Origin of the sequence: Streptomyces longispororuber (assembly GCF_024448165.1) — a bacterium.
Classification (GTDB): Bacteria; Actinomycetota; Actinomycetes; order Streptomycetales; family Streptomycetaceae; genus Streptomyces; species Streptomyces longispororuber_A.
On sequence record NZ_JAMOLN010000131.1, the window covers coordinates 1 to 13,397 of the forward strand.

The window sequence follows — 13,397 nt, forward strand, 5'->3', positions numbered from 1 at the left end:
GCGGTCCCCCAACCGTCAGGTGTCACAGTCCAGTTGACACGATCCGGGCGGATGCCGGAGCTGTCAATCGGTCATCGCCCGCCAACTCCCTTTACGTTCCGAAGGCTTGACGCCCCCACGGCACCGCCATTAACTCACCTCTTGAATTAAGACGCACGGACATAGCGCGACGCACCGACAACACTCGCAACGGGACCACCGGGAGGAACCTTGCGTCACCCCACGTTCACCGCGCGAACCGGCCGGAGGAGACGGGCCGCCGTGCTCGCCGTCTGCGCGCTGGCCGCCGGGCTGCTGCCGCTGACCACCGCGGGGCCGGCCGCCGCCGACGACCCGGCGCCCGTCCCCGTGGACCGCTTCGAGGGCGAGGTGCCGTTCGCCGCCCAGCCCGCGGAGGGGATCTTCACCTGGGGCAGCGACACCGACGACAACCCGAAGCTGGAGTTCACGGAGCGCGCGGACGCGCCCGAGGGCGCCAAGGTCCTCGAGGGCAGCTACGACATCAGCGGCTACGGCGGCTTCAGCCACGACTACGCCGCCGACCAGCCGGCCCACGACTGGTCCGCGCACCGGGGCGTCCGCTTCTGGTGGTACGGCGACGGCTCCGGCCGCAAGCTCACGTTCGAGATCAAGGACGGCGGCGCGCACGGCGAGGCCTCCGAGCTGTGGAACACGACGTTCACCGACGACTTCTCCGGCTGGAAGCAGGTCGAGCTGCCGTTCACGCAGTTCGCGTACCGCACCGACTACCAGCCGGTCGGCGGCATCGACCACGTCCTCGGGCTCGACAAGATGTGGGGCTACGCGGTGACGCTGCCCGTCGGCGCGAAGTCCGGGTTCGCCATGGACCACGTGGAGCTGTACGGCAAGGCCGACCAGTCGCTGCGCGCGCAGGTGGCGACGGACGCGGCCGTGTACCCGGTGCGCGAGGGCGGCTCGGCCGAGGTGAAGCTGTCCGTCACGACCACCGGGAACGTACCGGTCGAGGACGCCGTCACCGTCGAGTACGCCACCGAGGGCGGCACCGCAGAACCCGGCAAGGACTACACCCCGGTCTCCGGCAGGGTCACCTTCCCGGCGGGCACCGCGTCCGGCGCGACGAAGACGGTCACCGTGGCCACCACGAAGGACCGGGAGAAGGCCGAGTCCGCCGAGACGATCCCGTTGAAGCTCACGGTGACCGGCGCCAAGGCGCCCGCCGAGACCCCGCAGGTCGTCGTCGACGCGCACGGACTGCCGTACCTGGACGCGAAGCTCCCGGTGAAGAAGCGCGTCGCCGACCTCGTCTCCCGGATGTCCCTGGCGGAGAAGGCCGGGCAGATGACGCAGGCCGAGCGCGGGGCCGTGGGCACCGGCGGCGACGTCGCAGCGTACGACCTCGGCTCGCTGCTCTCCGGCGGCGGTTCGACGCCGACGCCCAACACCCCGCAGGCCTGGGCGAAGATGATCGACGGCTTCCAGCTGCGGGCGCAGGCGACCCGGTTCCAGATTCCGCTGATCTACGGCGTGGACGCGGTGCACGGCCACAACAACCTGACCGGCGCGACGATCATGCCGCACAACATCGGCATCGGAGCCACCCGCGACCCGGAGCTGGCCGAGAAGAGCGGCGCGGTCACCGCCTCCGAGGTCCGCGCCACCGGCATCCCGTGGGACTTCGCGCCCTGCCTGTGCGTCTCGCGCGACGAGCGCTGGGGCCGGTCCTACGAGTCCTTCGGCGAGGACCCGGCCCTCGTCCGGTCGATGGAGACGATGATCCAGGGCTTCCAGGGCCGCGCCGACGGCAGCGACCTGGACCGCGGCGACAAGGTCCTCGCCACCGCCAAGCACTACGTCGGCGACGGCGGCACCGCGTACGGCTCGTCCACCACGGGCACGTACACCACCGACCAGGGTGTGACCACGGTGACGCGCAAGGAGCTGGAGGCCGTGCACCTGGCGCCGTTCGGCGACGCGGTGCGGCGCGGCGTCGGCACGGTGATGCCGTCGTACTCGTCGCTCGACATCGTCGGCGACGCCGAGGGCCCGGTGAAGATGCACGGCAACTCGGCCATGATCAATGACGAGTTGAAGGGCAGACTGGGCTTCGACGGGTTCGTGATCAGCGACTGGAACGGCATCGACCAGCTCCCCGGCGACTACGCGAGCGACGTCCGTACGTCGGTGAACGCGGGCGTCGACATGGTCATGGCCCCGTACGCGTACAAGGACTTCCGCGACGACCTGGTCGACGAGGTGAAGGCCGGCCGCGTCACCGAGAAGCGGGTGGACGACGCCGTCACACGCATCCTCACGCAGAAGTTCCGTCTCGGCCTGTTCGAGAAGCCGTACGCGGACACGTCCCGGATCGACGAGATAGGCGGCGGCGCGCACCGGGCGGTGGCCCGGCGGGCGGCGGCCGAGTCGCAGGTCCTGCTGAAGAACGCGGGCGGCGTCCTGCCGCTGAAGAAGTCGCAGAAGGTGTACGTCGCCGGGTCGAACGCCGACGACCTCGGCAACCAGACCGGCGGCTGGACCATCACCTGGCAGGGCCAGTCCGGGAACGTCACCGACGGGACGACGATCCTCCAGGCGATGCGGAGGGCCGCGCCGGACACCACGGTCGCGTACTCGAAGGACGCGTCGGCAGCCACGGACGGCTACGACGTCGGCGTGGTCGTGGTCGGCGAGACCCCGTACGCGGAGGGCGTCGGTGACGTCGGCAACGGCAACGACCTGGAGCTGACCGCGGCCGACCAGGCCGCCGTGGACAAGGTCTGCGGTGCCATGAAGTGCGTGGTCCTCATGGTCTCGGGCCGCCCGCAGCTGATCGGCGACCGGCTCGGTGACATCGACGGGCTCGTCGCGTCCTGGCTGCCGGGCACCGAGGGCGACGGCGTCGCCGACGTCCTGTACGGCAAGCGCGCGTTCACCGGTCAACTCCCGGTCACCTGGCCGAAGTCGGAGGCCCAGCTGCCGATCAACGTGGGCGACACCGCGTACGATCCGCAGTTCCCGTACGGCTACGGGCTCACGACCCTGGCCAAGGCCCCGGCCGGCGGGGAGCGGACCCTCGCGTCCCTGGCGAGCGCGGCGCGGCACGTCCACGACGCGACGGCGGGCCGTGCGCTCGTCGCCCGGGCCCGCCTGATCGTCCAGGAGAAGGCGGGCGGAAAGGTCACGGCGGGCTGGGCGAAGCCGTTCGCGGACGCCGACCACCTGTCGCTCGGCGGGGACTACGCCGGGGCGATCGGCAAGCTGGTCGCGGCGTACCGGGCGGCGTAGCCGCACAGTGGCCGGGTGCCGCACGGCACCCGGCCACGTGCCGCCGCCCACGGCGTGGGGAATGTCCACCGAAGGCCGCACTTTGTCCATGGTCGCCGGCCCCGAGCCGGTCCCAGACTCGTCGACGAACCTCCCGCCGACCCCTCTGGAGACCGCCATGTCCCCTGCGCATCCGGCTGTTCCGCCCCGCGCGGGCGGCGGAACCGGTCGTCCTGCGCACCCGCACGCACCGCTCCGAGCTCAACACGCCCTACATACAGCGGGGTTGGAACGGGAAGCAGATCGACGACGTGCTCAGCGGCCGGTGGTCGCTGAAGTGCCGGGCCACGTCGAAGTCGGTGCAGTACCGGTCGATCCCCTGCACGGTCCCGTTCCGGCCGGGCCGTCGAGACCACCGCCACTTGGCTGACCGGCGTCGACGAGCCGGCGACACGGCTGCTGCGCGAGGACGGTGACGGACCTCGACGCATGACCCTGCCTCTGCCCCTGCCCCTGCCCCTGCCCCTGCCCAACTCGCCATCTCCCGACAGGCCTTCATGACCAGCCCATCACCCTCCGCCCCCCGCCAGACCGTCGTCCTGATGACCGACGCCACCCGCTGGGACCTGCTCGGCTGCTACCGGGAGAGCGGGATCGCCACCCCGCATCTGGACCGCCTGGCCGCGTCCGGCACCCGCTTCGAGCGGGGGTACACGGCGCAGCCGGTGTGCGCGCCCGCCCGGTCCGCCCTGTTCACCGGGACGTGGCCGCACTCGAACGGGACCTGGTCCAACAACCTCGCTCCCGGTCTCGACGTCCCCACGCTCGGGCAGCGCCTGCGGGACCGGTCGGTGGCGGCCGCGTACATCGGCAAGTGGCATCTGGACGGCACCGACTACTTCGGCAACGGCCGGTGTCCGGACGGCTGGGACCCCGCGTACTGGTACGACATGCGCAGCTATCTGGAGGAGCTGTCCCCCGAGGACCGGCGCGCCTCCCGTGATCCCGCGACGGTCGAACACCCGGGCGTGGCAGCCGAGTTCACCTATGCCCACCGGTGCACCCAGCGCGCCCTCGACTTCCTCGCCGACCACGAGGGCGACGACTTCCTGCTCGTGGTGTCGTACGACGAGCCGCACGACCCGGGCATCACTCCGCCCGAATTCGCCGCCCGCTACCGGGACTTCGTCTTCCCCGACGACGACAACGTACGGGACGACCTCGCCGGGAAGCCTGCGCACCAGCGGGTGTGGGCGGGGCCCGGGCTCGCCGAGGACCGCAGCGCGTACCAGCGGCGCGACGTCCGCTACTTCGCGGCGCAGGAGTTCGTGGACCAGCAGATCGGGCGGGTGCTCGACGCGGTCGACGAGCGGGCGCCCGGCGCGCTCGTCGTGTACACCTCCGATCACGGCGACATGCTGGGCTCGCACCGGCTGCACGCGAAGGGGCCCGCGATGTACGACGAGATCGCACGGGTGCCGCTGCTCGCCCGGCTGCCCGGCGTGACGGCGCCCGGCTCGGTGGCCCCGCACCCGGTCTCGCACCTCGACGTCGCACCGACCGTGCTCACCCACCTCGGCCTGGACGTACCGGACCTCCTCCCCGGCACGCCCCTCCAGCCGGTGCTCGCCGACCCGTCCGCGCGCGTCAACGACGCCGTGTTCGTCGAGTTCGGGCGCTACGAGGTGGACCACGACGGGTTCGGCGGGTTCCAGCCGATGCGGGGCGTCTTCGACGGCACGTACAAGCTGGTGGTGAATCTGCTGTCGGACGACGAACTGTACGAACTCACCTCCGACCCGGGCGAGTTGCACAACCTCATCGACGTCCCGGCACACGCCCGGCGGCGGGACGCGCTGCACGACCGGCTGCTGCGCTGGATGAACGAGACCCGGGACCCGTTCCGCGGCGGGTACTGGGAGCGGCGGCCGTGGCGGGCCGACGCGCGCGAGGCGACGTGGGCGCACGACGGGCTGACCCGGCAGCGCCCGGACGACCCCGGTTACGAACCGCGGCTCCTGGACTACGTCACGGGTCTGGAGATGACGGAGACGGTGCGGGCGAAGGAGCCGGCTCCGGCCGCATCCGGGACTCCCGTTCCCGGAAGCGGGACGGCGGCGTCCCGACCCGGCGGCTGAACAGGCGGCTGAAGTAGGCCGGGTCCTCGAAGCCGACCATGCGGGCCACGGTCGTCGTGGGCAGGTCGGTGCCGGCGAGGAGTTCCTGCGCGCGGGTCAGCCGCACCGACAGCAGGAAGTCCTTGGGGGCGCGCCCGCTGGCCCGGCGCACGGCGGCCCGCAGGCCCGCCGGGGTGAGGCCGAGGCGGGTGGCGTGGTCGTCGACGGACAACGGCAGGAAGGCGTCCCGGGCGAGGGCGTCGACGACCGGCCGGTCGGCCGCGGCGGTGCCGGCCTCGTCGCGGGCGGCCCGCAGCGCGAGCAGCAGTTCGTGCGCGGCGACGGCGGCCTCGACGTCGCGCAGCGGGTTGCCGGGGCGGGCGGCGCGCAGGATGCGGGCGGCGACCGCGGTGATCTCGTCGGTGCGGGTCAGCGGCATGACGGGGCGGTTCGGGGTGATGTAGCCGAGCCGGGTGTACGTCGCCGTGGCCGCACCCGTCAACGACACGAACGTCTCGTCCCAGCCACCGCCGGGGTCGGGACCGTAGTGGTGCGGAACGCCGGGGAGCAGCCACAGCAGCGCGGGCGCGGTGACGGCGACCCGCTCGGCGCGGCCGTGCCGGAACCAGCCGCTGCCCGCCGTGACGACGACGGCGACGTGCCGGTCGACGGTGCGCGGGCCGACGACGGGCAGTGCTCCGCGCTGCACACCGGTGCCGAGGCAGACCAGACCGAGGTCGTGGTGCACGGCGTCCGGTGTGAAGAACCGCATCCAGCTGTAGTGGGTCATGGCGCGGTCGATCCTGCCGCAGGCGGGAGGCGGGCGCCAGGGTCGGGGCTGCCCGCCCGCGCGCCGTAGCGATCAGGGGTCAGCCGAGCCGCACCGGCAGCGTCGCGTACCCGTGCGCGATGAACGACTCGATGTGGGTGGCCCCGTCCTCCAGCGCGAGGCCGGGGAACCGGTCGAAGAGGGCCGGGAGGGCGATCGCCGCCTCCATGCGGGCGAGCGGTGCGCCGACGCAGTGGTGGACGCCGTACCCGAAGGCGAGGTGCTCCTTGTCGGTGCGGGTGAGGTCGAAGTCGCCGGCGCCGGGGCCGTGGCGCAGCGGGTCGCGGCCGGCCGAGGCGTAGGAGGCGAGGATGGCGTCGCCCCGCGGGATCAGGGTGCCGTCGGACAGTTCGATGTCCTCGACGGCGTAGCGCAGCGGCAGGTTGGCGATGGAGGGGGCCCAGCGCAGGGTCTCCTCGATGACCTCGGTCCAGGGGATCTCGCCGGAGCGGACGCGGGCGAGCTGTTCGGGGTGGGTGAGCAGGGCGTGGGTGGCGTTGCCGATGAGGTTGACCGTCGTCTCGTGGCCGGCGCCGAGGACGAGGAGGAGCGTGTCGATCAGCTCCCGCTCGGTGAGGCCGGAGCCCTCCTCGTCGCGGGTGGCGATGAGGACGCTGGTGAGGTCGTCGGCGGGGGCCGCACGCTTGGCGGCGACCAGGTCCGCGAGGAGCTGGTTCACCTCCTGCCAGATCGCGGTGGCCCGTTCGGGGGTGACCGTGGTGTCGAAGATGCCCGTGATCAGCCGGGCGGAGTCGGCCCGGTGCTCCTCGGGCAGGCCGAACAGCTCGCAGATGACCTGCATCGGCAGCGGGTGCGCGAAGGCGGTGCGCAGGTCGGCGCGGCCGTCCGGCGCCCCGGCCATGGCGTCGAGCAGGGTCCCGGTGATCTCCACGATGCGCGGCCTGAGCGCGTCCGTGCGGCGCTTGGTGAAGGCGGGCGAGACGAGTTTGCGCAGCCGCCGGTGGTCGGCGCCGTACGCGGTGAACATGTTGGTGACGCCCACCCAGGTGTGGATCCAGCTCTCCCCCACCTCGCCCTCGATCCAGGCGGGCCAGTGCTGGTTCGGGTCCTTGGAGACCCGGTCGTCGGCGAGGAGGTCCTTGAGCACGGCGTACCGGGTGGGGGCCCAGGCCCGTATCCCGCCCGGGAGTTCGAGGAGGGCGGCGGCGCCGTGGGCGCGGAGCCGGTCGTTCTCGGCGTGCAGGTCGCGGCCTGCCGGGTCCAGGGCGGTGGGGACGGTGGGGACGGTCACGAGATGTCGGCTCCTGTGGTGGGGGACGCAGTACCTGACAGGTCAAGATCGTTCTCGGCAACTGATCGTAGGGGCACCGGAGTTGATGCCCAAGGCCGCGACACGCCGACCGGAACGTGGCACAGCTCACCCGCACCCGCGGCGCCTAGCATCACGACATGGCAGCCGATATCCGCATTGTCCGCGAGACGCCGCTGGCCCCCGCCGAGGCGTGGCGGCGCCTCACCGACTGGGAGCGGCACGGCGAGGTCGTGCCGCTCACCCGGGTCACGGTGACGACGCCGCCGCCGGTCGCCGCGGGCACCGTGTTCGTGGCGCGCACCGGGGTCGGCCGCCGGATCGGTTTCGACGACCCGATGGAGATCGTCGCGTGGCAGCCGCCGCGCCGCTGCCGGCTGCTGAAGCGGGGCCGCCTCGTCATCGGCTGGGCCGAGTTCGAGGTGCGGCCACTGGGGGGCGGCGGGTCGCGGGTGGAGTGGCGGGAGGAGCTGCGGGTGCGCGGGGTGCCGGCCGTGGCGGATCAGGTGCTCGCGGTGCTGGGGCGGTGGATGTTCGGCCGTGCGGTGAACGGGCTGCTGAGGGACGGGAGTTGACGAACACGGCAAGTCGGCCAACTCGTCCGCAACGCGGATGAGTTGTATCTTGTCGCCCTTGGTCACCCTCCTTCGTACGGAAGTGAGCTCCTCATGGCCATAGCCGTCTACGGCGCCACGGGACACACCGGACGCCTCGTCACCGCCGAACTCCTCGCCCGCGGCCAGGACGTGATCCTCGCCGGACGCAGCACCGAGCGGCTGCGCGCCCTGGCCGACGAACTCGGCACGCCGGAGCGGGTCGTGGTCCGCACCGCACCCCTCGACGACAGCACCGCCCTGCGCCGGCTGGCCCAGGAGTGCGACGCGCTCAACCACTGCGCGGGCCCGTTCACCACCACCGGCGCCCCGGTCGCCACCGCGGCGGCCGAGGCCGGGATCCCGTACGTCGACCACGCCATCGAGCCGCACCCGGTCAAGCACCTCTTCGACGCGTACCAGGGCACGGCCGAGCGCACCGGGGCCGTGCTCATCCCGCAGATGAGCTTCTACGGCGGCCTCGGCGACCTGCTCGCCGCGGCGGCCGCGGCGGGGCTCGGGGACGTGGAGAAGGTCACCGTCGGCTACGCGGTGACGGGCTGGCGGATGACGCAGGGCGCGGTGAACACCGCGAACCTGCTGATCGGCGAGATCGACCGGATCTCGTACGCCGACGGCGCCCAGCGGATCGGCCCCGTCGAGATCCGCAACTCCGTCTTCCCGTTCCCGCCGCCGGTCGGTCCGCGCACGACGCTCGTGCCGTTCCCGTCCGGCGAGGTGGTCACGGTGCCCCGGCACGTCCCGGCCCGCGCCGTCGAAGTACAGCTGACCGCCTCGACGTTCGAGGAGGAGCAGATCTTCAGCAGCGTCGACGCGAGCGCCGAGGAGCGGGCCGGGACGGAGTTCACGGTGGCCGTGCAGGTGGTGCGCAGTGGCGGTGGCGGGCGCAATGCCCATGTGCGCGGGCGGGACATCTGGCGGGCCGGAGCACTGGCCTCGGTGGAGGCCGTGCTCCGGCTCACCGGTGGTGAAGGGCCGCGCAAGGCCGGGGTGTTCAGCCCGGCGGAGGCGTTCGAGGCGGGCCCGTTCCTGCGGACGCTGGCCGATCAGGGGGCGTTCGAACTGACGCTGCCCACGGCCTGAACCCGCCTACAGCACGGGTGGATTGGCGTAGCGGACGAGTTCGAGCGCCTGCTGCGGGAACCAGTCCCCCGCCTTGGGGTCGAGGTATCCGCGCTCGGGGTCCTCGGGTCCCTCGGTGCCGCGCAGGCACAGCCCGTCCGACTCCCCCGGCGTCTTGATCCACAGGCGTGCGTCCTGCAACGGGTCGCCGGTGCGCAGGGTCGGGCGGGCGCCCAGGCCCCGGTCCGGCGGGTTGCACCAGTCCTGCGGGTCGGTGTACTTGCCGGCGGGCGGGGTCCACGGCCCCTGGCCGTTGCGGCTGGAGTCGGTGACGAAGTGCGCCATCCGGGACGGCGGGACGTGGACGTGCGCGTCGAGCCAGGCCTGCGCCTCGGCGCGCGGGACGCTCTGGCTCGGGCAGTCGGCCGCGTCGCCGCCGCCCCTGACGTACGCGATGCACGACGAGATCAGCTTGCCGTACCAGGAGTTGGCGTCGTCCGTGTTGTAGTTCGAGGCGTTGGTGTAGAAGCCGGAGGCCCGCCCCACACCGCCCTTGATCAGGCGCGGCACGATCGAGCTGACGGCGTGCCAGCCGGGGTGCCCGGTGTCGAGGTAGACGCGGGTGCCGCGCAGCGGTTCCAACGTGTCGACGGCGTAGTTGACCTCGGCGTACCGGGCGGCGGTCCTGGTGCCCTCGGCGTCGTCCTGGCCACAGTCGGCGGGCAGCAGGGCGAGCGCGTCGGGTTCGAGGACGACCATGGCGTCGCGCGATCCGATGCCGCGCGCCACGGCGTCGATCCACGCCTGGTACTCGGCCGTGTTCGCGGCGCCGCCCGCCGAGTAGTTGGAGCAGTCGCGGCCGGGGATGTTGTAGAGCGCGAACACGGGGGTGGCGTCGGAGCGGTCGGCGTCCTTCACCACGTCGCGGGTGAGCTTCTCGACCTGGGCCGGGCTCTGGTCGCCGAACCACACGGCCTGCGGGGTGGCGACCATCGCCGCGACCCCGGCGGCGTCCCGGTACTGCCCGGCCTTGACCAGGTCCACGACCTGGCGCAGGGCGTCGGGGTTCGGGTCGGGGACGTAGAGGCGGGGGCCGTGCGCGGCGGCGTCGGCCGGTTCGTCCGCGCCGGCGCCGGGCGCGCCGGCGAGCAGCGCGGTCAGCGCAAGGGACAGGGCGGCCACGGCGGTCGAAGCGCGCCGCGCCGCGGGTATTCGGGCACGTCTGAGGGGACCTCGCACGGGTTCACTCCTGGGTCGCAAGGGGCACGGAGACTTGCTGGGAGCGCTCCCATAAGAGGGTGGGTGTCGCGGCGCGCGGCGTCAAGTGCGGTGCAAGGGGCGGGTGTTGCCGGGTGGGCGCCGTTGCTTGCGGGGCCCGTTCTCCGGTGCCGGTCGAGTGGGCTTCTCGCGCTCCGCGGCGGAGCCGCATATCGATACGGCCCCGCGCCCCTGAGACGCGCACTTCGTGCGGCGTCTCCCCCTCGGGGGAGGCTGCGCGTCAGCGCATGCCTCCAGGGGCGCGGGGAACGGCGCGAGAAGCCCCGCCGGGGGTGCACCCGATACGCAACGGACGGAGTTACGGCGCCCCGGGGGGCCGGGGCGGCGCTACGCCACGGAACCGATCCGCCGGGTCGCCCCCGCCTCGTGATGGATCGGCGTGTGCGCCCCGGTCAGCGAGACCCCGCTGCCGCCCCGCCGGTTGGCGACGATCTCCGAGGCGATGGAGAGGGCCACCTCCTCCGGCGTACGGGCACCGAGGTCGAGGCCGATCGGGGAGCGCAGGCGGGCCAACTCGATCTCGGTGACACCGACTTCACGCAGCCGCTCGTTGCGGTCGAGGTGGGTGCGGCGGGAGCCCATGGCGCCCACGTAGGCGACGGGCAGCCGCAGCGCGAGCTGGAGCAGCGGCACGTCGAACTTGGCGTCGTGCGTGAGGACGCACAGCACGGTCCGGCCGTCGACGTCCGTCCGCTCCAGGTACTTGTGCGGCCACTCGATGACGATCTCGTCGGCCTCGGGAAAGCGCGTGGCCGTCGCGAAGACGGGGCGCGCATCGCAGACCGTGACGTGGTAGCCGAGGAACTTGCCCATCCGGACGAGCGCCGACGCGAAGTCGATCGCGCCGAACACGATCATCCGGGGTGCGGGCACGGAGGACTCGACGAGCAGCGTGAGCGGCGCTCCGCACCGCGATCCCTGCTCGCCGATCTCCAGGGTGGCGGTGCGGCCCGCGTCGAGGTACGCGGCGGCCTCGCCGGCCACGGTCCGGTCCAGCTCCGGGTGCGCCCCGAAACCGCCCTCGGACGAGCCGTCGGCGCGGACGAGCAGCGCCCGGCCGACCAGGTCCGCGGGTCCGGACACGATCCGCGCGACCGCCGCCGCCTCCCCCGTGGCGGCGGCGGCCAGCGCGGCCGCCAGCACGTCCCGTACGGCCGTGTCCGCGGCACGTACGGGCGTGACGAGTATGTCGATGACGCCGCCGCAGGTGAGGCCCACGGCGAAGGCGTCGTCGTCGCTGTACCCGAACCGTTCGAGGACCGGTTCGCCGTCCTCCAGCGCCTGTCGGCACAGTTCGTACACGGCGCCCTCGACGCAGCCGCCGGAGACCGAGCCGATCGCGGTGCCCTCGCTGTCGACGGCGAGCGCCGCGCCCGGCTGCCGGGGCGCGCTGCCGCCGACGGCCACCACGGTGGCCACGGCGAAGTCGCGTCCCTGCTCGACCCACCGGTGCAGTTCCTCGGCGATGTCCAGCATCTGTCGGTCTCCTTAGCGGTTGCGTACGGGAATCGGCGGGCGTCAGTGGACGCCGAGCCAGCTCTCGATCGGGTTGAGGGCGAAGTACACCAGGAAGATCACCGTCAGTCCCCACATGAAGGCCCCGATCTCCCGGGCCTTGCCCTGGGCGATCTTGATGGCGACCCAGGAGATGACGCCGGCGGCGACACCGGTGGTGATGGTGTACGTGAAGGGCATCAGGACCACGGTCAGGAACACCGGGATCGCGGTGGCGCGGTCCGCCCAGTCGACGTGCCGGGCGTTCATCATCATCATGGCGCCGATGACGACGAGCGCGGCCGACGCGACCTCCTGCGGGACGATCGCGGTGACCGGCGTGAAGAACAGGCAGGCGGCGAAGAACAGGCCGGTGACGGCGGAGGCGAGACCCGTGCGGGCCCCTTCGCCGACGCCGGTGGCCGACTCGACGAAGACGGTCTGCCCGGAGCCGCCCGCGACGCCGCCGATCGCGCCGCCGGCGCCGTCGATGAACAGCGCCTTGGACAGGCCCGGCATGCGGCCCTTGTCGTCGGCGAGCTTGGCCTCGGTGCCGACGCCGATGATGGTGGCCATCGCGTCGAAGAACCCGGCGAGCACGAGCGTGAAGACGATCATGCCGACCGTCATCGCGCCGACCTCGCCCCAGCCGCCGAACTCGACGTGGCCGAAGAGCGAGAAGTCGGGTGAGGAGACCGCGCTGCCGTGCAGCTCCGGCGCCCCGTTGGCCCACTGCTTGGGGTCGATGACGTCGAGGGCGTTGAGGATCATCGCGACGATCGTGCCCGCGACGATGCCGATCAGGATCGCGCCGGGGGTGTTGCGCGCCTGCAGCATGAAGATCAGGAGCAGGGTGCCCGCGAAGAGCAGGACCGGCCAGCCGGCCAGTTCGCCGGTGGCACCGAGGGTGAGCGGGGTGGCCTTGCCGACCTGCACGAAGCCGGACTTGTAGAGGCCGATCAGGGCGATGAACAGGCCGATGCCCATGGTGATGCCGTGCTTGAGGGCCAGCGGGATCGCGTTCATGATCATCTCGCGCAGGCCGGTGACGACCAGGAGCATGATCACGACGCCGTACATCACGCACATGCCCATGGCCTGCGGCCAGGTCATCTCGGGGGCGACCTGCGAGGAGATCACACCGGAGACGGAGAGTCCGGCAGCAAGGGCGAGCGGGACCTTGCCGACGAAGCCCATCAGGAGCGTGGTGAACGCGGCGGCGAAGGCGGTCGCGGTGATCAGGGCCTTCTGGCCCATGGTGTCACCGGCGGCGTCCTTGCCGGACAGGATCAGCGGGTTGAGGAGCAGGATGTACGCCATGGCCATGAAGGTCGTGACGCCACCGCGCACCTCACGCGCGACGGTGGATCCTCGTTCGGATATGTGGAAGTAGCGGTCGAGCCAGGACCGTCCGGCGGGGACGCGCGAGCCGGAGCCCGCGTCCTCTGCGGTGGTCCTCGGCTCCACGGACTGCTGGGTCATGGTGCCTC

General features: G+C 72.4%; 10 protein-coding genes. 5 read left to right on the plus strand and 5 right to left on the minus strand.

Features of this window, described 5'->3' with window-relative positions; genetic code table 11:
• The first annotated feature begins 261 nt into the window (after positions 1-261).
• The 3 genes from M4J07_RS30750 to M4J07_RS30755 all read left to right on the plus strand — a co-directional run bounded on the left by M4J07_RS30750 (position 262) and on the right by M4J07_RS30755 (position 5,381).
• Positions 262-3,264, plus strand: a complete 3,003-nt coding sequence (locus M4J07_RS30750; protein ID WP_255977041.1) for a glycoside hydrolase family 3 protein — start codon at positions 262-264, stop codon at positions 3,262-3,264.
• A 212-nt stretch (positions 3,265-3,476) separates the two neighbouring features.
• Positions 3,477-3,719: a hypothetical protein gene (locus M4J07_RS48550; protein ID WP_374215114.1), complete on the plus strand. Its 243-nt coding sequence runs from the start codon at positions 3,477-3,479 to the stop codon at positions 3,717-3,719.
• A 126-nt stretch (positions 3,720-3,845) separates the two neighbouring features.
• Entirely contained in the window at positions 3,846-5,381 is a 1,536-nt protein-coding gene (locus tag M4J07_RS30755; RefSeq protein ID WP_255977043.1) for a sulfatase-like hydrolase/transferase, read from the plus strand.
• On the opposite strand, the gene M4J07_RS30760 is transcribed toward M4J07_RS30755, so the two are convergent.
• Together M4J07_RS30760 and M4J07_RS30765 are read right to left on the minus strand one after the other, a co-directional pair.
• Positions 5,272-6,150, minus strand: coding sequence for a helix-turn-helix domain-containing protein (locus M4J07_RS30760; RefSeq protein WP_255977045.1), 879 nt, complete (start codon positions 6,148-6,150; stop codon positions 5,272-5,274). The genes M4J07_RS30755 and M4J07_RS30760 overlap by 110 nt on opposite strands.
• A 79-nt stretch (positions 6,151-6,229) precedes the next feature.
• The gene (locus M4J07_RS30765; protein ID WP_255977047.1) at positions 6,230-7,441 is read right to left on the minus strand and encodes a cytochrome P450 family protein; all 1,212 of its coding nucleotides are present in this window, start codon (positions 7,439-7,441) and stop codon (positions 6,230-6,232) included.
• A gap of 158 nt (positions 7,442-7,599) precedes the next feature.
• Between M4J07_RS30765 and M4J07_RS30770 the strand changes: the two genes are divergently transcribed.
• Together M4J07_RS30770 and M4J07_RS30775 are read left to right on the plus strand one after the other, a co-directional pair.
• On the plus strand, positions 7,600-8,034 hold the full coding sequence (locus tag M4J07_RS30770) for an SRPBCC family protein (RefSeq protein ID WP_255977049.1): 435 nt from the start codon (positions 7,600-7,602) through the stop codon (positions 8,032-8,034).
• Between the two features lie 93 nt (positions 8,035-8,127).
• Positions 8,128-9,156 carry a saccharopine dehydrogenase NADP-binding domain-containing protein gene (locus tag M4J07_RS30775; RefSeq protein WP_255977051.1) on the plus strand — a complete coding sequence of 343 codons (1,029 nt, stop codon included), beginning with the start codon at positions 8,128-8,130 and terminating at the stop codon, positions 9,154-9,156.
• 6 nt (positions 9,157-9,162) lie between these two features.
• On the opposite strand, the gene M4J07_RS30780 is transcribed toward M4J07_RS30775, so the two are convergent.
• From M4J07_RS30780 to M4J07_RS30790, 3 genes are all read right to left on the minus strand, one after another.
• Entirely contained in the window at positions 9,163-10,374 is a 1,212-nt protein-coding gene (locus tag M4J07_RS30780) for a glycoside hydrolase family 6 protein (RefSeq protein ID WP_255977053.1), read from the minus strand.
• A gap of 366 nt (positions 10,375-10,740) precedes the next feature.
• A complete protein-coding gene (locus M4J07_RS30785) occupies positions 10,741-11,889 on the minus strand; it encodes an XdhC family protein (protein WP_255977054.1) in 1,149 nt (382 codons plus the stop codon).
• A gap of 42 nt (positions 11,890-11,931) precedes the next feature.
• Positions 11,932-13,389, minus strand: a complete 1,458-nt coding sequence (locus M4J07_RS30790) for an NCS2 family permease (RefSeq protein WP_255977056.1) — start codon at positions 13,387-13,389, stop codon at positions 11,932-11,934.
• Positions 13,390-13,397: the final 8 nt, after the last annotated feature.